Genomic DNA, 20,905 nt, shown 5'->3' on the forward strand with positions numbered 1-20,905 from the left:
CTGCACTCAACTAATTCCATACTCTTTATTTTTTTTCACTTAAAGTTTTATCTACCATGCTTACCCCTAAGACATGCTTGAAATGATTCAAGGCAAACTGGTGATTTTCAGGAGTGAGCGACGCCACTGCAGGTTCTACGACTTCAATCTGGTAGCCGAGATTGTAGGCATCAACCGCTGTATGGAGGACACAGATATCAGTCAAGACACCTGTCAAAATAACGGTATCTACATGGCGTTCCCGTAGGCGGATATCTAGGTCCGTTCCTGAAAAAGCAGAATAATGACGTTTGTCCATCCAAAAGACGCGTGGATCCGCTTTGTGCTCCCGATAAAAATCTGCCAAAGGGCCGTACAAATCACGTCCGCTGGTCCCAATGATATTATGAGGTGGGAAGAGCTTGCTTTCAGGATGAAATGGATCCTCTACATCATGCGCATCAATGGCAAAAAAGACATAGGCTCCTTGGTCAAAGGCCAATTGGGTCACCTGAGCAATGGTCTCAGAAATGGCTTGGGCAGGAGCACCTGCCGTAAGCTTACCATCATCTGCTACGAAATCGACAGTGTAGTCAATTGAAATCAAGGCTTTTGTCATTAGTAATCTCTTTTCTTAATTTCCTCAAAGATATCTGGAATCAACACCTTGAGATAGGTTCCCTTCATTCCAAGAGAACGGCTTTCAATAATACCAGCTGACTCCAATTTCCGGAGTGCATTGACAATCACAGAGCGGGTAATGCCAATCCGATCCGCGATGATAGAAGCAGTCAACTGCCCCTCATTTCCTTTCAATTCACTAAGGATGGCAGAAACAGCCCGCAACTCAGAGTAAGACAAGGTATTGACAGCCATATTCACCGCTGTCCGACGACGAATATTCTTCTCATCTTCCTCGCGTTGGTAGTTCAACATTTGAATCCCTACCACGGTACTCGCAATCTCAACCAAGATCAAATCATCATCCGCAAACTGTTTATCATTGCGCCAAATGATCAAGGAACCCAACCGAATCCCAGAAACATGAATAGGCGCAATGGTCGTCAAGCCATCAGGAAATTCAGACTTGGTTTCGACCGGAAAGATACTCAAATCATGGTCCACATCTAAATTAGCTTCTGTATCGTAGACCAAACTAGCTGCCTTGGCATAATCTTCTGGTAATTTTTTATTTTGAAAGAAAGCTTCTACCCGGTCATTGTTGGTCTTGTAACGCATGAAATAACCTAGAAGGGTTCCCTTGCTATTAATGATACAGGCATTGCAGTGGATAATATCCGCTAATTGCTGGGCAATATCATTATAAGGCATCTCGACTTGCAACTGTTCATCAGTCCGTTTCAAGATGGATGTAATTTTACGTGTCTTTTCTAATAAGTTTGCCATAATAAACCTCGCATATAGTCAGTTCAAGTATATCATATAAGTGTGGGAATTTCAATCAAATTATCTGAAAATTATTTATTTTTTCTACAATTATGCGCAATTCAGAAAAATGTCGTTTCGATGACATGGATTTTATAGAATGAATCAAAAAAAGATTGAAGACTCTCCTCTTCAATCCTTTATCTAATTAACGTTTGTATTGTTTCAAGAAACGAGTCATTTTTTCTTGAATTTGAGCCAATTCATCGACACGTGGAAGGTAAACGATCCGGAAGTGATCTGGATCTTTCCAGTTAAAGCCACGGCCATGAACCAAGAGAATCTTTTCTTGCTTCAAGAACTCTAAAACAAATTGTTCATCATCATCCACGCGGTACATGTCCCGATCAATCTTAGGGAAGATATAGAGACCAGCTTTTGGCTTAACAGCTGAGAGGCCTGGAATATCATTGATGGCTTTGTAGATGAAGTTGCGTTGTTCGTAGATTCGACCACCTGGAAGTAAGAGTTCATCCACGGATTGGTAGCCTCCAAGAGAGGTTTGCACAACATGTTGAGACAAGACATTTGAACAAAGACGCATATTGGACAACATGTTCAAGCCTTCGATATAGCCCTTCACATGGTGTTTGGGTCCGGATAGAACCATCCAACCAACACGGAAACCGGCAATCCGGTGAGATTTTGACAAGCCATTCATACTCACACAGAAGAGATCTGGTGCTAAGCTTGCGATAGCCGTGTGTTTTTCACCATCCATGACTAAGCGATCATAAATTTCATCCGCAAAGATGATCAAGTTATTTTGACGAGCGATCTCCACAATCTCAAGCAGGATCTCATCTGGATAGAGGGCACCTGTTGGGTTATTCGGGTTGATGACAACGATAGCTTTAGTGTTTGAGGTGATTTTCGACTTGATATCCTCAATATCTGGATACCAGTTTGCTTCTTCATCACAAAGATAGTGAACGGCATTCCCCCCAGCTAGGCTGACGGCTGCTGTCCAAAGAGGATAGTCCGGCATGGGAACCAAGACCTCATCCCCATTGTCGAGCAGTCCTTGCATGGACATGACAATCAGCTCACTCACTCCATTCCCAAGGTAAATATCATCAATATCCACATTTGGAATTTTTTTCAACTGGCAGTATTGCATGATTGCCTTGCGGGCTGAAAAGATCCCTTTTGAATCAGAATAGCCTTCACTATCACGTGCATTCATGATCAAATCATGGATGACTTCATCTGGAGCTGTAAAGCCAAATTCAGCAGGATTCCCTGTATTCAAACGGAGGATTTTTTCTCCATTTGCTCGCATGCGCATGGCTTCTTCCAAGACTGGACCACGAATATCGTAAGCGACATGTTCGAGTTTGCTTGATTTATTATATTCCTTCATATTCTGCCTCGATTCACGAAATTATCTCTATTATACCACTAGTTGAAATAGAGTACAAACCGAGGACTTTAAAAATTCTGCAAAAATATACTAGAAAAGTGAGACTTTACCTTTACATTCTAGCTTAAAAGGAATAAAATATAAGTGTATAAAGAATAGAAGAACTTCTGTTCTATCCATGTTTTCAAGCTATAAGGAGGTAGGGTTATGTCTCAAAAATACGAAAACATCATGGTCGCCGTCGACGGTTCCCATGAAGCAGAATTAGCCTTTGAAAAAGGGGTTAATGTTTCTCTTCGCAACGGCTCTAAATTGACTATTGTCCACGTCATCGATACCCGTGCCCTTCAAAGCGTCTCAACTTTTGATGCTGAGGTCTACGAAGAATTGCAAGAAGAAGCCAACGAATTGCTCAAGGGCTACAAGGAACGTGCTGAAAAAGTCGGCGTTCAAAATGTTGTGACTGTTGTAGAAATGGGAAATCCAAAAGTCCTCTTAGCCAATGATATCCCAAGTAAGGAAGGGGTTGACCTTATTATGGTCGGGGCTACCGGACTCAATGCCTTCGAACGGTTAATGGTCGGATCCTCCTCAGAATATATCCTTCGCCACGCCAAAGTAGACTTACTAGTGGTACGTGATAAGGATAAAACCATGTAAGAAAGAAAAAGTTTGGAACAAAGGTTCCAAACTTTTTGAATGTAGACAAACTATTGTTTTACATAAAACAGCTAAATGATTTTCAAAAAATGACTTTTATTTTTTGAAGATAAAAAACTTTCCGCTGTGAGAAAAGTGCTAGAAACACTATTGTTTCTAGCACTCGGGAGTTTTGAGACCTTAGGCTCAAAACTAAGTCATGGAACTTCGTAGAAGTTCGCTGACGTCCGTACTCACCTAAGGAAAGTTTTTCAGAAGACTTTATCTTCAATCTGAAAGTTTGGAACTTCTGTTCCAAACTTTTTTAGTTGTCTTTTTTTGCTTCTTTTTGTTTTGCATGTTTTTCGTAGGCCTTGAGCTGGCGATCGAGTTCTTTTTTGATGGCTGGTTCTGGGGCGTATTTTTCTTCCCAATCATCTGGCTTCAGAATTTTGTGGGTTACTGGATCAAAGTGCGCCTTCCCATCTGGGAAAATCTTGCCCATATTGGCCCGGTGAACAATCTCAAAGACCTCTTCAGGATCGACCCCCATTAGTACAAAGCTACCATAAGTCAGATAGAGGGTATCAATTAAGGCATCAACCTGCCCTACCATGGAGATCTCAGCTGGATGCTTGCTCCGAACCTTATCTGCAGCCTTATCCAAGGCTTCGTGAAGAGCGGCTACCGAGCGGTCAAATTCTTCCTCACTTGTGCTAGCTGCTCGGACAAATTCTACCAACTCCTCTTGCTTGAACATGGTTCGATAAAGGGCGTCTTGAGGCTGCCAGACAACAGGTTTCTCCTGGGTTTCTCCATCCATCACACCATGGAAGGTTTTGACCTTATTGAAGTGATCATCCTTAGAAAGAAAGAGTTCTTTCTCTGAGAGAATACCAAAGTGTTGCAGGGCCTTTTGAATGCCATCCTTGCCATTACTGGTCGTTGTATGCTTGGCAATCGCCTTGACACTGGTCGTCCCATTTCCCATCGCAATGGACAAGCCAACACCTGACAGCATCTCTAAGTCATTATCAGAATCTCCAAAAGCCATCACTTCATCAATGTCAAAGCCAAACTCCTGACCAACGATGCGGATCCCTTCTAACTTGGAAATCCCTGGGTTGAGGACATCTGCTGCAAAAGGACTAGACCGTGTGAATTTCAGATCTGGAAACTCTTTTTCAATTTTTGCAGTCTCTTCTGGACTCGATAAGATCAACACTTGGTAGATCGGTTCTTGCGCTAGTGCATAGAGGGTGTCCTGATCTTGTGGGACGACCTTGCTGACCACTTTGTTAAATCCACGACTGACTGTACGGGCCATTTTGCGGGGCACAAAGCGACTGGACCAGGTTGAAATAGGACTCATCCCAAAACTCATAATCCGAGAACCAAATACCCCATCCTTGCTACCGAGAGCAATTTCCTTACGGTGTTCTCGAGCATAGTCAATTAGTTGGTGCAGACTCTTTTTATCGATTGGGCTGGTAAACAGCACACGGTCCTTGGTCAAAATATACTGACCATTATAGGTCACTGCAAAATCAAAACCATAGCGTTCCATAAACGGTTTGACAAAGGCCGGTCCCCGCCCTGTCGCAAGGCCTACATAGATCCCTTCTTCCTTTAAAGACTGAATGGCTTTTTCTGTTGACTTTAGGACCGCTCGACTATCATTAACCAAGGTTCCATCGATATCAAAAAAGACTGCTTTTATTTCCATGTCTACTGTTTCTTTCTTTTTATGATAAAATAAATTATATCACATATTCCAAGGAGCTTCACATGTTTAAGAAAATTTTAGCACTACATACCGGTGGGACCATTTCGATGGCAGCAGATGACTCTGGGGCAGTGATTACCAACGAAGTCAATCCCATGACCCAAGTCACTTCACCAATTGAAGGGATTGCAGTCACCTCGGAGGACTTCTTCAACCTTCCCAGCCCTCAAATGACCCCCCGTCACATGTTAGCTCTATATCAAAAAATCAAAGAGGAAGCCCACAACTACGACGGCATCGTTATTACCCACGGGACCGATACGCTGGAAGAAACGGCTTATTTCTTGGATACCATGGAGTTGCCAGAGATCGCTGTGATCATTACAGGAGCTATGCGAAGCTCCAACGAGCTCGGAAGCGATGGTGTCTATAATTTTCTGACAGCCCTTCGAGTAGCTGCCGATCCAAAAGCACGCGATAAAGGTGTCTTAGTCGTCATGAACGATGAAATTCATGCGGCTAAGTATGTCACCAAAACCCATACCACCAATGTCAGCACCTTCCAGACACCAACCCACGGTCCACTAGGGTTGGTCATGAAAAAGGAAATCCTCTTCTTTAAAACAGCCGAGCCAAGGGTGCGCTTTGATCTCGATACCATCGATGGTTTCGTTCCGATCATTGCTACCTACGCAGGGATGAAAACCGATCTGCTGGACATGCTGGATCTTTCAAAGCTGGACGGCCTCATTATCGAAGCCTTTGGAGCAGGAAACATCCCTAAAGAAACAGCCCATAAACTCCAAGAATTCATGGATGCAGGTCTTCCAATCGCTTTAGTATCCCGTTGCTTCAACGGGATCGCTGAACCCGTCTACGCATATGAAGGAGGAGGCGTCCAACTCCATCAAGCAGGTGTCTTTTTCATCAAAGAATTAAATGCCCCCAAAGCGCGCATCAAACTCCTCATCGCCCTCAATGCCGGCCTAAAAGGACAAGAACTCAAGGACTATATCGAAGGGTAGTATAAGATACAAAGCCCGTAAAATGCCTTCTTAAAGGGAGTAGAGTGGAAATTCTTTGGATTCCACTCTACTCCTTTTTTATACTCTAATCTAAATGTTCTTTCTTTTCTAAATATAGCGAGAGCAAATGCCAATCGGGGTGTTCACGCCAATCTGGCGTTGCTACGATCTGACTGGCGACTTTCCGCGCTTCTTCCAGAATGGGATAATCTTCTACCAAATCAGCCACTTGAAATTCTGGGATCCCAGATTGACGGGTTCCAAAGATTTCACCCGAACCTCGCATTTTCAAATCTTCTTCCGCTAGCACAAACCCATTGGTCGTCTCTGTCATGATTTTCATGCGCTGCTTGCCACTATCTGTCTTAGGGTTGGCTACTAGAATAGCATAGGATTGCTTGTTTCCCCGACCAACCCGGCCTCGAAGCTGGTGAAGTTGGCTAAGACCAAATCGATCTGCATCCATAATGACCATAACGGTCGCATTGGGCACATTGACTCCTACTTCAATAACGGTCGTAGACACCAAAACATCGACTTGGTGCTCTTTAAAGGCCTGCATGATGGCATCTTTTTCTTCACTTTTCATCTTCCCGTGAAGAAGAGAAACGCGTGCTCGCTGTCCAAAGAAGGTCTCTAGCTCTTCTTGGAGGGCGAGGGCGTTTTTCAAATCTAGCGCCTCTGACTCCTCAATCAATGGAGAAATAAAGTAGGCTTGAGAACCTTTGCCAAGTTCTTTCACTAACCAGTCGAGGACCACTTCTAACTGCTCATGCTTGACCCAACGTGTGATGATTTCCTTGCGTCCCGCAGGCATCTGATCAATGATGGACACATCCATATCCCCAAAGGCTGTAATAGCCAAGGTCCGGGGAATAGGGGTAGCCGTCATCATCAGGACGTCTGGATTTTGTCCTTTTTCTCGAAGAATACGACGTTGGGAAACCCCAAAACGGTGTTGCTCATCAATAATGACCAAGCCAAGATCTTGGTAGTGAACTCCCTCTTGAATCAAGGCATGTGTCCCCACAATCAGTTGAGCTGTTCCTGAGGCGATCTCTTCTAAGACTTCTCGTTTCTCAGCCACCTTTAACCCTCCTGTTAGAAGGGCAATTGGTAAGTCCGGAAAAAGATTTTGCAAGCTTCCCTTGTGCTGCTCTGCCAAAATCTCCGTTGGAACCATCAAGGCTGCTTGCTTCCCAGCGCTTAAAGCTGCATACATGGCAAGACCGGCCACGACTGTCTTCCCACTTCCCACATCCCCTTGAAGCAGGCGGTTCATATGATAAGGAGAAGCCATATCTGTCAAGATTTCATTCAAGCTGTTTTCTTGAGCTTTCGTTAGCTCAAAAGGAAGCTGTTTTTTTCGTTCTGCTAATTTTTCTGGATTCCAGGCCAAGGAAATCCCTTGGCTGGCATCGTGGTTTTCTTCTTTTAGCACTTGGAGTTGCAGCTGGAAAAAGAGGAGCTCTTCAAATTTTACCCGGCGAAGAGCTTGCTTGTACTCTGCCAGATCCTTAGGAAAATGCATAGCTTGCACTGCTTGGGAACGAGACATTAGTTGATAACGATCTCGTAAGATTTGGGGGACATTCTCTTCTAAAAGCTGGTCCAAGCCCTGGTCGAACGCTATTTTGATCAATTTCACCAGACTGTTTTGGCTCACTCCTTGCGTCACTCGATAGACCGGCTGCAAATCATCTTCCACTTGAGCCAGGAGCTTCATTCCTGTCAAACTCCCCTTGGCCTTGTCCCATTTCCCAAAAATCGCCACTGTCTGTTGAACCTCAATTTTGTCTGCTAGATAGGGTTGGTTGAAAAAATTAACCGCAATGACCTGGTCTCCCTGTTTGATTGAAAAACGCAAGCGATTTCGTTTGTAGCCATAATATTGGACATTGGCTGGTGTTGCTACCACCCCAGAGATGACGGCTTTTTCCCCATCTTCCAACTCTAAAACATTGCGCGTTTTGAAGTCTTCATAGCGAAAAGGGAAATACAAGAGCAGATCTTCTAAGGTTTCAATCCCTAACTTTTTAAATTTTTCCGCCGATTTTGGACCGACGCCAGGCAATACGGATAAGGGTTGGTGTAAATTCATTGTTCCTCCTTTCTTTTATAAAAAAGCAGGTCCTTCAGGGAAAACCCACCTGCTTTTTTTATTCTTCACCTGCATAGTCACGAGGAATCCGATCACTCAAGAGACAGACTACTTCATAATTAATGGTACCACGGTAGTCCGCAATCTCTGTTGCCGTAATTTCTTTCTCGCCGTCTCGGCCAATCAGGGTAACCTTGGTTCCCAGAGGTAATTCTTCTGGAAGGCGAACAGTAATCTGGTCCATCGAAACTCGGCCAACAATGGGACAATACTCGCCCTTAATTAGCACATGGAAATTTTGCATCTCTCGGATCCAACCATCCGCATAGCCAATGGGAATCGTTCCAATCCATTGGGCATCTTCCGTCGTATAGGTTGCCCCGTAGCCAATATCTTGACCGGCTTCTAACTGTTTGACATGAACTAACTCACTTACTAAACTCAAGGCTGGCTTAATTTCATAAGGCAAAGCTAGCACTGAACCACTCGGATTCAAGCCATACATGACATCTCCCAGACGAACAGCTGTGAAAATCGTATCTGCATGCCACAAAGAGGTGGCTGAATTACTAGCATGGACAATGGGAGGAAGGATTTCAAGAGCACCCAATACTTCTTTGAAAAAGTGATATTGCGCTTGGAATTTTCGATCATCTGCTTCATCTGCTGTCGCAAAATGAGTAAAGATTCCCTCAATTTCAGCACCAGCCGCTAAGAGTAGGCGTTCAGCCTCTTTGATCTCTTCGATTCTTCGGAATCCAATCCGCCCCATTCCTGAGTCCACCTTAATATGGACCTTCAATCCTGATAAATCTTCTTCTTCTCCAAGCAATTGATTCAACCAAGCAAGACTAGCCACCGTTAAGCGGATGTCATGCTCTTTGGCCAGACTCACTGTTTCGCTTGGTACCACTCCCAAAATCAAAATAGGGTGTTGCAAGCCTACCTGACGGATTTCAAGGGCTTCATCCATATTGGAAACACAAAAACCATCTACTTGAGCTGCTAATTTCTTCGTCACTGCAACGACCCCATGACCATAGGCGTTGGCCTTTACGACTGCATATTTCAAGGCTTGACTCGGAATATGCTCACTGACTTGTTGCACATTAAAGGCAATGGCATCCAAATCTACTCTTGCAACAGTTGGTCTATGTTTACTTGCTTTCATTTTCTTCCTCCAAAATGACACTGGTCGAGACTAAGTCTCCCTTGTGACTGATCGAAATCCATACCTTCCCAGAAAAAGGAGACTTGGAAAAATAAGGAGCTCCTTGGGCATCATTTAAAATTTCTAAATCTTGAAAACCAACCGGTCCAATCCCTGTTCCCATTGCCTTTGAAAAGGCTTCTTTAGCAGACCATCGACCCGTTAAATACTCCATTTTCCGTTTTCCGGACAATTCCTCAAAGCGCGCCCGCTCAGCCTCAGTTAAAACTTTTTCTACAAATCGAGCATTCTTTTGATAGGCTTTTTCAATCGCAGTGATCGATTCAATATCGATCCCATGTCCTTTGATCATCTTGTTTTATCCTTATTTGTTGTCTCAATATCTCTTTACTGACAAAAGAGAAGGGGCCAAAGAATCACTCCTTCCGCCCCTGCCTTTTATTTATTCATCGTTGCAATTTCTTTGACCAAGGCCTGTGTTTTTTCCCAACCTAGGCAAGGGTCTGTGATCGATTGACCATAAACCACCGGTTCATTTTGACGGCCATCTTCTAAGTAAGACTCAATCATGAAACCACGAACTAAGGATGCTAAATCTTTATTCCAAGCACGGTTCATCATGGTTTCTCTCACGATGCGTACTTGCTCTTTAAATTGTTTTCCAGAATTATCATGGTTGGTATCCACCAGGATGAAGGGATGTTGCAAGCCCATTTCGCTATAGCGTTTTGATGCCGCTAGCAAATCTTCATAATGGTAATTTGGAATATTCTTACCAGTTGCATCCAAGCCTCCGCGAAGGATCGCATGGGCTAAAGGATTTCCTGATGTTTCCACTACTTGGGCATTGAACAAGAAATTTTGGGGATGTTGGGCCGCATAAATCGCATTGAACATGACAGAAAGATTTCCAGAGGTTGGATTCTTCATGCCTGTTGGAGCAGAGATCCCACTAGATACAAAGCGGTGCTCCTGGTCTTCGACTGAGCGCGCTCCAATCGCGTGGTAGGAAATCAAATCTTCAACATAAGGAAGAATGCCTGGATAAAGCAATTCATCTGCAGTCGTTAAACCAGTTTCTGTAATCACACGATAGTGAAGATGGCGCACAGCTTTTAAACCATCCACAAAGCTTGGTGCCGCCTGTGTATCTGGTTGGTGCATCAAGCCTTTATAGCCATCCCCATTGGTCCGAGGTTTAGCCGTATAGACCCGCATCACAATGAAAATTTGATCTTTCACTTGCTCTTGCAAGTCTGCCAAACGACGGGCATACTCCATCACAGCTTCTTCATTATCAGAAGAGCAAGGCCCGATCACAAGAAGGATCCGTTGGTCTTCTCCTTTGATAATAGCTTCCAATTCTCGATCACGCGCTTCTTTGCGCTCCAAGGCTGGACCTTCCAAGCGGTAAAGCGAAGTGATCTCTTGCTCATCAATCTTATTGCTCTTCGTAATGAATACCATACGGCCTCCTTATGCTACCTAGACCCATCCTCTTTCTATTTCAGAGGAGCTCTTAAAATTTACGTCCGTGACAGTTTTTGAATTTCTTACCTGAACCACAAGGGCATAAATCGTTGCGTTTCACTTGTGACAAGTCAATATCTGCTGGAATATCTTGTTGTTGCGCTGCAATGTTGCGAGTCGCAGTTGTTGAAATACTGTGTTCCGTACGTGGACGTTCTTGTTCGTGAATTTGGGCTTTCATCATGAGACGAGTCACATCAAATTCAATCGATCCGATCATATCGTTAAACATACGGAAACTTTCTGATTGGTATTCTACCACTGGGTTATTTTGCGCATACCCACGGAGTCCAACCGCATTTCGCAATTGATCCAAAGCATCGATATGGTCCGTCCACTTACTGTCCACCACACGAAGGATCAAGACTTTTTGGAATTCTTGCACAGACTCTTCGTCACGCAATTTCGCTACTTGGCTAGCATAGATTTCTTCTGCACGTGCATACAAGTAATCGATAACTTCCTTGTCAGATTTTCCTTCAATATCGCTTGCAGAAATCGTATCTTCCGGAACCAAATTGTATTTGGCAAAGTTCAGAATCGCTTCAACGCGTTCTTCCTTGCTTGAGTGGCTGGCCCCTTCAACAATCCGTTTGATGGTCCGTTTGATCATGGCCTTGATTTCAGGTGCCAAGTCACGGTTAGCTGTGATAACATCATAGCGTTCAGCGTAGATAATTTCCCGTTGTTCCCGCATCACGTCATCGTATTGAAGGACTTGTTTACGGGTATCGTAGTTGTTTCCTTCAACCCGTTTTTGTGCACCCTCTACTTGACGTGTGAACATATTTGAACGGATCACCGATTCTTCTTCGCTCAACTTGAAGCGATCAAGCACTGCTTTGATACGCTCTGAACCGAAACGACGCATCAACTCATCTTCAAGAGAAAGGTAGAATTGAGATTCACCTGGGTCCCCTTGACGTCCAGAACGTCCACGCAACTGGTTATCAATACGACGGCTTTCGTGACGCTCTGTACCAATCACACAAAGTCCACCAAGTTCACGAACTCCTTCACCGAGCTTGATATCGGTACCACGTCCGGCCATGTTGGTCGCGATGGTAACAGCACCACGTTGACCAGCGTTCATGATGATTTGCGCTTCTTTGTAGTGGTTTTTCGCATTCAAAACTTCGTGAGGGACACCTGCTTGAACCAACAATTGAGAAAGGTAATCACTGGTTTCAACGGCAACGGTACCTACGAGGACTGGTTGACCTTTTTCATGACGAGACTTGACATCTTCCACAACAGCCTTGAATTTTGATTTCAAGCTTGGGTAGAGAAGGTCTGGATGGTCAATACGAGCAATCGGACGGTTGGTTGGAATTGGAATCACGCGAATGTTATAAATTTCACGGAATTCTTCTTCTTCAGTTTTCCCTGTCCCTGTCATCCCTGACAACTTCTTGTACATACGGAAGAGGTTTTGGTAAGTAATCGACGCAGATGTTTTGGTTTCTTCTTGAACTGGAACACCTTCTTTGGCTTCAATCGCTTGGTGAAGTCCGTCAGAATAACGACGTCCTTCCATGGTCCGACCAGTAAATTGGTCGACGATCAAGATTTCTTGATCTTCGCTGACCACATAGTCGATATCCAAAATCATGATGTAATTGGCACGAAGGGCATTGTCGATAAAGTGAGTCAAAGCTACGTTTTCAATATCGTACAAGTTTTCAAGATTAAAGTAGCTTTCTGCCTTATCGATTCCTGAATCAGACAAACCGATGGTTTTAGATGGGACATCGATAATGTAATCGTCCTCTGTCAAGGTCTTCACATAAGCATCCGCCATGTGATAGAGCTGGCTCGTATCAGAAGCTGTCTGACCAGAAACGATCAACGGCGTACGCGCTTCGTCAATCAAGATGGAGTCTACCTCATCGACCAAGGCATAGTTCAATGGACGTTGAACCATGTTTTCTGCACGCACAACCATGTTGTCACGCAAGTAGTCAAAACCAATCTCTGAGTTGGTTGAGTAAGTGATATCACAGAGGTAAGCTTCTTTTTTCTCAGCTGGAGATTTTGCTGCAAGGTTGATCCCTACTGAAAGGCCAAGCCATGAGTATAGTTCTCCCATCTCTGTTGCATCCCGCTCAGTCAAGTATTCATTGACGGTGACAACGTGCACCCCTTTGCCAGACAAGGCATTCAAGTATACCGGCATGGTGGCTGTCAGGGTTTTTCCTTCCCCTGTACGCATCTCTGGAACGTCACCATGGTGAAGGACGATTCCCCCCATGACCTGAACCTTGTATGGGAACAAACCAAGAACCCGTTTTGCAGCTTCACGAACAACTGCAAAAGCTTCGTACAAGAGATCATCCAAAGACTCACCATCTTGGTAGCGTTGCTTAAACTCAACTGTTTTCGCTTTTAATTCGTCATCCGTCAAAGCTGCCATTTGGTCTTCATAAGAAAAGACCTTGTCAGCCATTTTTTCAAGGCGTTTGATTTCGCCTCGATCATTTTCAATAATTGTTTTTAATAAATTTGCCATTTTTTTCCTTACTTTGAATTTTTCAAAATCTAAAATGTTCTTTTTATTCTAGCATTTTTTAAACATTTTTTCAAGATCAAGGCTGTATCTTACAAGACTTTCGAGTGGTTTTTTTCGTGTGAGAAAATCCAAAAAGATGCCTGCTCAAGCAGACATCTTTTCTTTAGGCGATCGTTATTCAGACAAATGGTAAGAATAGCTTGCCACAACCACTTCTTCATGCCAACGAAGTGCATACTTCAATTTCAAACTCATTTGGTTGTGGAGAACATTTTGCCAATGTTTTTTAGGAATAAATTGAGGGACTAAGACTGTAACAGTGTTCCCTTTTTCCTTGGCCTCCTCAGCTACTTTTGAGACAAATTCAACCGTTGGTTGGATAATATCTCGGTAACTCGTCATGACATTTTCAAAGCGAATATGAGGGAAATAACGCTTAAATTCTTCTGCTACCTCAGCGTCTTTAACCTTGGTTTCTTCCGTTGAGACGTGCATAGCTATAACATCGTTTCCTAGGCTATTTGCATAACTCATAGCTCCCACACTTACCTGAGTGACATTCCCAACAAGGACAATCACGGTATTGCCCGCATAACTTGTCTTTTCGATCTGACCTCCCAAGCGCAATTGAGCCGCAACTTTATCATAGTGATTACGGATACTCAAGAACATCCAAAGCAAAAGACCGATAATAGGGAAGAAGGGCCAGATCTCACGCAAACGGAATAATAAGAGGATCAAGACAATCCCATAACAGATGGCTGCCCCCAGGATATTGGCAAGCGAATACTTAAGAAATCCTTTTTGATATTGGCGTTTCCAGTGGATAACCATCCCTGTTTGAGAAAGGGCAAAAGGAATGAAGACCCCAATGGTATAAAGCGGAATCAAGCTTTCTGTTTGCCCATCAAAGATCAAGAGCAAGACGATGGCACCAATCGCCAAGGTCAAAATCCCATTGGAATAGCCCAGACGATCCCCTTTTTCCATATACATGTGCGGCATGTATTTATTTTTAGCCATGTTAAAGGCCAACATTGGAAAGGCGGAGAAGCCTGTATTAGCCGCAACTGCCAAGATCAAGGCTGTTGACAATTGAAAGACGTAAAAGAAGGCTTGACCGACTGGGGAATTTCCTAAGATAGCTTGGGCCATTTGGGCTAGAGTTGTTATCCCTTTAGCTGGAACGACACCCACCCAGTAATTGAGGAAGGTAATCCCTGCAAACATGATCCCCAAAATTAAAGCCATAATGGTCAAGGTAGAGGCTGCATTCTTTGCTTTTGGTTTCTTGAAGAAAGGAACCGAATTGGAGATAGCTTCAACCCCTGTTAGGGAAGCGGATCCACTCGTAAAGGCCCGCAATAAGAGAATAATACTTACCCCTGAAATGGTTTGACCCACATGAGCAGTTGCGTTATAGGCCAAGTGACCCGTCAAGATTTGGATCACACCATAGCCGATCAAGGCAATGGTACTGACAATGAAAAGGTAAACCGGAATCATCAATGATGTCGCTGATTCGCGCAATCCCCTCAGGTTCATCAGCATCAAAATCAAGACCAATAAAATGGAAATGTGAAGATTATAAGGATGAAGAGATGGAATTGCTGACGTGATAGCATCTGCACCGGAAGACACAGATACTGCTACTGTCAGCATGTAGTCGACCAAGAGACTACCACCAGCGATCAAACCCGCTTTGGGAGACAAGTTCTCCGTAGTCACCATGTAAGCCCCTCCCCCTTGAGGGTAGGCATGAATGACCTGACGATAAGAAATCGTTAAACTGGCTAGGAGAACCAGGACCACAATCCCAATCGGAATGGACCACCAAATGGCTCCCGCTGAAACGGTCATCAAGACCAGGATAACTTGCTCTGGACCGTAAGCGATAGAAGAAAGCGCGTCACTAGAGAGCATGGCCAAGGCCTGCATTTTCCCAAGCAACCCGCCTTCACCTTCTGCACCAGATTTCAACGGACGGCCAATAAACCATTTTTTCAATGTTGAAAACATAAAAAACTCCTTGAAAAAAGTTCATGAGGCCGGGAATTCCCTGCCTCTTTTCATAAAACAGGGGTTATTCTACTCTTTTTTTTCAAGACTGTCAACTAAAATTGTGAAATTTTCATAAAGTTTTCATTGTGTTCATTCAACCTCTCTTAGATCAGCCCGCTTCTTTTCAAATTGATCCAAGCAAAAAACAAGGCTGGGACAAAAATCCTAGCCTCTCAATTATTTTTGGATTGTCGAGCAAGACGCAGTGGTTGAGTGGGCTCTACTACGCTGATTTCATCAGCTTTTACAGGCCTACTCAACTGTACGGGGGTGGGACGACAAAATCGAATTCTAACGAATTACCGATTTCTGTCCCACTCTCACTTTTTTATTTGGGTTGATGTGCCACATAGTGGGCAATGACATCCGAAGTGTACTGGGCTGTGCCAGCTCCAAACTTGTCGATGTTTTCCTTGAATTCTGGGTTATAGACATAGCCTTTGCCGATATGGCCAAAAACCTCTATAGAGCAGTCAAATCCATACGTTCGAATCGCGTCTAAAAGTTTGGCGGCTTGATCTTGGTTTTCATTTGCTGATACGGGTAGTCCATCTTTGAGATTTTGAGCCAAAGTTTGAAAAACTTGGTTGAAGGCTTCCGTAGCCTCATCTTCACGCCCCTTTTGGCGCTCAAGCGCTTGATCCATGACTTCTTGACCGTACTTATCTACCGCCTCTTGCTGGTATTTTTGAGTATCTTGATAGCTAAATCCAGTAAATTTTTCCTCAATGGTCATTTTTCTTTCTCCTTTTTGTTCTTGAATGGTTTTTTGCAGGGTAGAAATCAAGGTATCCAGACGTTGTCTTTCTTGAGTCAAATAGTCCAACTGTTTGGTCAAATGGGGCAATAAGTTAGATTTTTCTTCAGCTAAGAGTTCTGCTATTTGGTCTAAGGAAAATCCTAGATACTTGTAGTAGAGAATCACCTGTAATCGTTCTAAATCTTCTTGACTGTATGTCCGATAACCATTTTCAGATTTCACAGGGACGAGAAGTCCTATCTTGTCATAGTGGTGCAAGGTCTTGACAGAGACACCTGACAGCTCTGCAGCTTCTTTGATATGGTACATGATTTCCTCCTTATACTCAATGAAAATCAAAGAGCAAACTAGGAAGCTAGCCGCAGGTTGCTCAAAGCACTGCTTTGAGGTTGTAGATAGAACTGACGAAGTCAGTAACATATATACGGTAAGGCGACGCTGACGTGGTTTGAATTTGATTTTCGAAGAGTATTACAAGGATAGTATAACCCCTCCCCTTAGGTCAGTGTCAAGGCTTAACATAAAAAAAGTTTTCAGATAAAAAAGGTTTGAGTTGTTTCACAGCTTTTAACTCAAACCCTTTCTTTTTATGGATGACTCACGATCAATTCTAAACCTTGCCCTTCCAAAGTCCAGGATTCAACATCGCTCGGTAAGATAAAGTGGCTTCCTTTTTGAATAGGATAATCCTCTCCATCTACCGTCAATTTCCCTTCTCCGGCTAAGACGCTCAACAAGCTGTAATCAGCGGTCTTTTCAAAATCAGCTTTTCCAGTCAGTTCCCACTTATAAACGGTGAAGAAATCACTTGCAACCAAGGTGGTCATACGAAGATCATCGATCACAACTGTATCTGGATGGCTATTGGCAGGCTCACCGATGTTTAACACATCAATTGATTTTTCCAAGTGAAGTTCCCGCAAGTTTCCTTGAGCATCCTTGCGGTCAAAATCATAAACCCGGTAGGTGGTGTCACTCGACTGTTGGGTTTCAAGAATCAAAATTCCAGAACCAATCGCGTGCATAGTTCCACTTGGCACATAGAAGAAATCTCCAGCCTTGACAGGAACTTTTGTCAGCAAGGCATCCCAGTTCTTGTCCTCAATTTGCTGGCGGAGTTCTTCTTTTGACTTGGCATTGTGGCCATAGATAATCTCAGATCCTTCATCAGCCGCAATCACATACCAACACTCAGTTTTTCCAAGTTCTCCTTCATGCTCCATTGCATAGGTATCATCTGGGTGCACCTGTACACTGAGCCAATCGTTGGCATCCAAAATCTTTGTTAATAAAGGAAAGACAGGCTCTTTACGATTACCGAATAATTCCCGATGCTCTTGATAGAGCTGATCCAATCCCATTCCTTCGTATGGACCATTGGCTACTTTAGAAACTCCATGTGGATGGGCTGAAATCGCCCAAAATTCACCGACATGGTCGCTCGGAATTTCGTAACCAAATTCTTCTTTCAGACGAGTTCCTCCCCAAATTTTTTCCTGCATGACTGAATGTAAAAATAATGGTTGTCCCATAATATCCTCCTCGCATTTCCTGTTTCTATTATACAAAAAAAAGAAAGTTTTTGAAAGCCCTTTCCATTATTTTCCTCTCTCGCCAGAAACTTTATTTTTGTGTATAATGAAAGGGATGACACTAAAAGAAAACATTATCCAACTGGCGCATTCTATTGGGATATCAAAAATTGGATTTACAACTGCTGATGACTTCGCTTATTTGGAAAAATCGCTCCGCTTGGCCGTTGAGGAAGGACGGAATTCTGGATTCGAGCATAAGAATATTGAAGAGCGTATCCAACCCAAATTAAGTCTCTCCTCCGCCAAAACCATCATCTCAATCGCTGTCGCCTACCCCCACAAACTCAAGCAACAACCTCAAAAAACAGCCTATAAAAGAGGAAAATTCACTCCCAACAGCTGGGGGTTAGACTACCATTATGTCCTTCAAGACAAGCTCAACCGCTTAGCTGCTGGGATTGAAGAAATGACGCAAGATTTTGAATACAAGGGCATGGTCGATACTGGAGCACTGGTAGATACGGCCGTCGCCCAACGAGCAGGGATTGGCTTTATCGGAAAAAATGGCTTGGTCATTTCAAAAGAATACGGTTCTTACATGTTTCTGGGCGAATTGATTACCAACCTCGAAATCGAACCGGATCAGCCAGTCGACTATGGTTGTGGAGACTGTCGGCGTTGTTTAGATGCTTGCCCAACCTCCTGTTTAATCGGAGACGGCTCTATGAATGCCAAGCGTTGTTTGTCCTTCCAAACCCAAGACAAGGGCATGATGGACCTAGAATTTCGCAAGAAAATTAAAACGGTCATCTATGGATGTGACATCTGTCAGATTAGCTGCCCTTATAACAAAGGGCTAAATAATCCCTTGGCAACAGAAATCGATCCTGATCTGGCTCATCCAGAGTTGATTCCCTTTATCGAACTGTCCAACGGTCAATTTAAGGAAAAATTCGGGCACGTTGCTGGAAGTTGGCGAGGCAAGAATATCCTCCAGCGCAATGCCATCATTGCATTAGCCAATGCCAATGACCGTTCGGCCATCCCTAAGCTCCTGAACATCATCGAAACTTCACAAAATCAGATTCATATTGCAACGGCTATCTGGTCCTTAGGGCAACTGCTTCGTGAAGTCACGCCGGACCTTGTTGAGCTCTTACGGAATATCAAACATCCGACCGATGCTATCATAGAAGAACGAACTGCTTTCTTTGAAAAATTCGGCATTCAAGCAGATTCACAGCTACAATGAAAAAACACTAAGGTTGTCACCTTAGTGTGAAGGCGTATACAAATTGCTATTTTATACAAATCTATTAACTTCTGTAAAAATAAAAAAATTTATTCGTTAGAATTATTCAATCATCAACTGAAACTTTCCGACGTGAGAAAAGCTCTTGAAACTTAATAGTTTCAAGAGCTCGGGAGTTTTGAGACCTTAGGCTCAAAACTAAGTCATGGAACTTCTTCGAAGTTCGCTGACGTCCGTAGTCACCTAAGGAAAGTTTCTAAAATGACTTTGTCATCAATCTGACACTAAGGTTGTATCCTTAGTGTTTTTTTAGTTCTTTCAAGAAATACCAACTACCCATCTCTACTTGGTTAAAGCAAATCTCACTTGAATAGACTTCCTTGTAACCATTTTTCGTGTAAAAATAGACATTTCCTTTGGTATTGGTATAAAAGGCTAGTTTTTTTCCTTGGATCTCTTCCAAGAAAGGCTCAATTCCTTCTATCATAAAGCGACTGCCATAGCCCTGCCGTTGGTGTTTAGGGGCGACTGCAAGAAGCATCAAATACCAATCAAAATCTACATTTTGCTCCAATTCCTTATCCGTGTCCTCCATAAATTTAAAGTAGGACAACATATTCTTCAAGGAAATAAACTTGAGCAAACCGAATCCCCCATTTAAGAGATAGGCCCGAAAAGGGATCGGTTCCTTTTGCAACAAGGCAACTGCATAAATTTCATCATTTTTTTCTGCCACAAGGCAAATATGGTGCTTAAGAAAAACCTTTACCAGGATGCGCATCATTGCCTCAACAAAGGATGGGTATTGCTTGGGATCCCGAACCAAATCCTTGATAACTTTTAAAAATAGATAGTCCTCAAAGGCTGTACTGGCTACTCGAACCACCTGATCCAGATCTGCTTTTTTTGCTTTTCTGTACTTCATCTTCTCTCCTATTCTAAGTCCACTTTCCAGTATACACTATCCCTCGCTCTTAGACAAAGGTCAATTTTTAGGAATTTGTTCATTCAAGCCAGCAAAAAGAGTCCTCCCCAGACGAGTCCCAATCCCCAAGCGACGAGGACATCCTTGGGATAATGAACCCCTCCAAGAACTCGGACAAGGGCTAATAGAAGAGATAGGAGCATGGAGCACATTCCAAGCGGAAGCGACAACTGACAGACACACATCGAGATAATGGTGGCCGAAAAAACATGTCGGCTAGGAAAGGAATGTCCGGATGAATTCTTTTCTAATAAGGGTTGAATCTCCCATTTTTCATAAGGTCTCGGAACATTGACCCAATGACGAAAGAGGCTAAACAAGACAAAACCCGAAGCAGGGATCCAGATAAAAGGCCAGATTTCTCCCATTGAAGTTTTCTTAAAAAACAGCCAACAAAAGACCAGGCCGTAGATGCCTGGCATGGCGAACGTCAAGATTCGATTCGTCCTTTGAAGGACCCGCACACGATGTGGTTTTCTCGCAAAAGGCAGGGTTAGCCAACGATAAAATTTCGGATAATCTTGAAGATTGGGCTTCATGTTGGCACTCCTGTCTTTCATCTTATTTTATACTACTAGTATACGCGATCCTAAGAAAACCTGTCAAGCCAGGCTTCTTTTTTATCCTTTCTTTCTTCTTTTTCACATGATTTAGCACTAAAATCTGATGATTTATCATTTTTCTGTCTCCAAGAAACGTCTTTTCCATTACTATTATCGATAAAAAAATGAGGCTGGGACAAAAGTCCTAGCCTCTTAATTGTTTTTGGATTGTCGAGCAAGACGCAGTGGTTGAGTGGGCTCTACTACGCTGATTTCATCAG

General features: G+C 43.4%; 17 protein-coding genes. 3 read left to right on the plus strand and 14 right to left on the minus strand.

Annotation, left to right across the window (positions count from 1 at the left end; all coding sequences use genetic code 11):
• Positions 1-25: 25 nt before the first annotated feature.
• From WKT08_RS03525 to WKT08_RS03535, 3 genes are all read right to left on the minus strand, one after another.
• Positions 26-598, minus strand: a complete 573-nt coding sequence (locus tag WKT08_RS03525) for a cysteine hydrolase family protein (RefSeq protein WP_340280049.1) — start codon at positions 596-598, stop codon at positions 26-28.
• Positions 598-1,386 (minus strand): GTP-sensing pleiotropic transcriptional regulator CodY, encoded by a 789-nt coding sequence (gene codY / locus WKT08_RS03530; protein WP_045759799.1) that lies wholly within the window; start codon positions 1,384-1,386, stop codon positions 598-600. Before codY ends, WKT08_RS03525 begins: the two co-directional genes overlap by 1 nt.
• Before the next feature lie 187 nt (positions 1,387-1,573).
• Positions 1,574-2,788, minus strand: coding sequence for a pyridoxal phosphate-dependent aminotransferase (locus tag WKT08_RS03535; protein ID WP_021153766.1), 1,215 nt, complete (start codon positions 2,786-2,788; stop codon positions 1,574-1,576).
• A gap of 207 nt (positions 2,789-2,995) precedes the next feature.
• Between WKT08_RS03535 and WKT08_RS03540 the strand changes: the two genes are divergently transcribed.
• A complete protein-coding gene (locus WKT08_RS03540) occupies positions 2,996-3,448 on the plus strand; it encodes a universal stress protein (protein WP_003018301.1) in 453 nt (150 codons plus the stop codon).
• A 304-nt stretch (positions 3,449-3,752) separates the two neighbouring features.
• Here WKT08_RS03540 and WKT08_RS03545 read toward each other — a convergent pair whose 3' ends face one another.
• Entirely contained in the window at positions 3,753-5,153 is a 1,401-nt protein-coding gene (locus WKT08_RS03545; protein WP_195915892.1) for a Cof-type HAD-IIB family hydrolase, read from the minus strand.
• A gap of 62 nt (positions 5,154-5,215) precedes the next feature.
• Here WKT08_RS03545 and WKT08_RS03550 point away from each other — a divergent pair, with 62 nt between their 5' ends.
• Complete coding sequence (locus WKT08_RS03550) at positions 5,216-6,178, plus strand: asparaginase (protein WP_340280056.1); 963 nt, start codon at positions 5,216-5,218, stop codon at positions 6,176-6,178.
• A gap of 85 nt (positions 6,179-6,263) precedes the next feature.
• On the opposite strand, the gene recG is transcribed toward WKT08_RS03550, so the two are convergent.
• The 8 genes from recG to manA form a co-directional block, all read right to left on the minus strand.
• On the minus strand, positions 6,264-8,279 hold the full coding sequence (gene recG, locus WKT08_RS03555; RefSeq protein ID WP_340280058.1) for an ATP-dependent DNA helicase RecG: 2,016 nt from the start codon (positions 8,277-8,279) through the stop codon (positions 6,264-6,266).
• Positions 8,280-8,337: 58 nt separating this feature from the next.
• A complete protein-coding gene (alr, locus tag WKT08_RS03560; RefSeq protein ID WP_340280060.1) occupies positions 8,338-9,450 on the minus strand; it encodes an alanine racemase in 1,113 nt (370 codons plus the stop codon).
• Positions 9,437-9,802, minus strand: coding sequence for a holo-ACP synthase (acpS, locus tag WKT08_RS03565; RefSeq protein ID WP_049515909.1), 366 nt, complete (start codon positions 9,800-9,802; stop codon positions 9,437-9,439). Before acpS ends, alr begins: the two co-directional genes overlap by 14 nt.
• An 86-nt stretch (positions 9,803-9,888) precedes the next feature.
• Positions 9,889-10,917: a 3-deoxy-7-phosphoheptulonate synthase gene (locus WKT08_RS03570; RefSeq protein WP_340280063.1), complete on the minus strand. Its 1,029-nt coding sequence runs from the start codon at positions 10,915-10,917 to the stop codon at positions 9,889-9,891.
• A 52-nt stretch (positions 10,918-10,969) separates the two neighbouring features.
• The gene (gene secA, locus WKT08_RS03575) at positions 10,970-13,489 is read right to left on the minus strand and encodes a preprotein translocase subunit SecA (RefSeq protein WP_021153773.1); all 2,520 of its coding nucleotides are present in this window, start codon (positions 13,487-13,489) and stop codon (positions 10,970-10,972) included.
• Between the two features lie 174 nt (positions 13,490-13,663).
• Entirely contained in the window at positions 13,664-15,508 is a 1,845-nt protein-coding gene (locus WKT08_RS03580; protein WP_340280065.1) for an APC family permease, read from the minus strand.
• A 370-nt stretch (positions 15,509-15,878) separates the two neighbouring features.
• Positions 15,879-16,619, minus strand: coding sequence for a MerR family transcriptional regulator (locus tag WKT08_RS03585; protein ID WP_340280067.1), 741 nt, complete (start codon positions 16,617-16,619; stop codon positions 15,879-15,881).
• 278 nt (positions 16,620-16,897) lie between these two features.
• A complete protein-coding gene (gene manA / locus WKT08_RS03590) occupies positions 16,898-17,842 on the minus strand; it encodes a mannose-6-phosphate isomerase, class I (RefSeq protein WP_340280069.1) in 945 nt (314 codons plus the stop codon).
• A 115-nt stretch (positions 17,843-17,957) separates the two neighbouring features.
• Between manA and queG the strand changes: the two genes are divergently transcribed.
• Positions 17,958-19,097, plus strand: coding sequence for a tRNA epoxyqueuosine(34) reductase QueG (gene queG, locus WKT08_RS03595; RefSeq protein ID WP_340280071.1), 1,140 nt, complete (start codon positions 17,958-17,960; stop codon positions 19,095-19,097).
• A gap of 298 nt (positions 19,098-19,395) precedes the next feature.
• Here the strand turns inward: queG and WKT08_RS03600 are convergent, their stop codons facing one another.
• Together WKT08_RS03600 and WKT08_RS03605 are read right to left on the minus strand one after the other, a co-directional pair.
• Entirely contained in the window at positions 19,396-20,022 is a 627-nt protein-coding gene (locus WKT08_RS03600) for a GNAT family N-acetyltransferase (RefSeq protein ID WP_340280073.1), read from the minus strand.
• Between the two features lie 83 nt (positions 20,023-20,105).
• Entirely contained in the window at positions 20,106-20,621 is a 516-nt protein-coding gene (locus tag WKT08_RS03605; protein ID WP_070595414.1) for a phosphatase PAP2 family protein, read from the minus strand.
• Positions 20,622-20,905: the final 284 nt, after the last annotated feature.

It is taken from the genome of Streptococcus sp. HCA-5024 (genome assembly GCF_037890265.1).
GTDB lineage: Bacteria > Bacillota > Bacilli > Lactobacillales > Streptococcaceae > Streptococcus > Streptococcus lingualis.

Coding starts and splice junctions, on each gene's coding strand:
- WKT08_RS03525 (WP_340280049.1), bottom strand. CDS start 598: ATGACAAAAGCCTTGATTTCAATTGACTACACTGTCGATTTCGTAGCA.
- codY (WP_045759799.1), bottom strand. CDS start 1,386: ATGGCAAACTTATTAGAAAAGACACGTAAAATTACATCCATCTTGAAA.
- WKT08_RS03535 (WP_021153766.1), bottom strand. CDS start 2,788: ATGAAGGAATATAATAAATCAAGCAAACTCGAACATGTCGCTTACGAT.
- WKT08_RS03540 (WP_003018301.1), top strand. CDS start 2,996: ATGTCTCAAAAATACGAAAACATCATGGTCGCCGTCGACGGTTCCCAT.
- WKT08_RS03545 (WP_195915892.1), bottom strand. CDS start 5,153: ATGGAAATAAAAGCAGTCTTTTTTGATATCGATGGAACCTTGGTTAAT.
- WKT08_RS03550 (WP_340280056.1), top strand. CDS start 5,216: ATGTTTAAGAAAATTTTAGCACTACATACCGGTGGGACCATTTCGATG.
- recG (WP_340280058.1), bottom strand. CDS start 8,279: ATGAATTTACACCAACCCTTATCCGTATTGCCTGGCGTCGGTCCAAAA.
- alr (WP_340280060.1), bottom strand. CDS start 9,450: ATGAAAGCAAGTAAACATAGACCAACTGTTGCAAGAGTAGATTTGGAT.
- acpS (WP_049515909.1), bottom strand. CDS start 9,802: ATGATCAAAGGACATGGGATCGATATTGAATCGATCACTGCGATTGAA.
- WKT08_RS03570 (WP_340280063.1), bottom strand. CDS start 10,917: ATGGTATTCATTACGAAGAGCAATAAGATTGATGAGCAAGAGATCACT.
- secA (WP_021153773.1), bottom strand. CDS start 13,489: ATGGCAAATTTATTAAAAACAATTATTGAAAATGATCGAGGCGAAATC.
- WKT08_RS03580 (WP_340280065.1), bottom strand. CDS start 15,508: ATGTTTTCAACATTGAAAAAATGGTTTATTGGCCGTCCGTTGAAATCT.
- WKT08_RS03585 (WP_340280067.1), bottom strand. CDS start 16,619: ATGTACCATATCAAAGAAGCTGCAGAGCTGTCAGGTGTCTCTGTCAAG.
- manA (WP_340280069.1), bottom strand. CDS start 17,842: ATGGGACAACCATTATTTTTACATTCAGTCATGCAGGAAAAAATTTGG.
- queG (WP_340280071.1), top strand. CDS start 17,958: ATGACACTAAAAGAAAACATTATCCAACTGGCGCATTCTATTGGGATA.
- WKT08_RS03600 (WP_340280073.1), bottom strand. CDS start 20,022: ATGAAGTACAGAAAAGCAAAAAAAGCAGATCTGGATCAGGTGGTTCGA.
- WKT08_RS03605 (WP_070595414.1), bottom strand. CDS start 20,621: ATGAAGCCCAATCTTCAAGATTATCCGAAATTTTATCGTTGGCTAACC.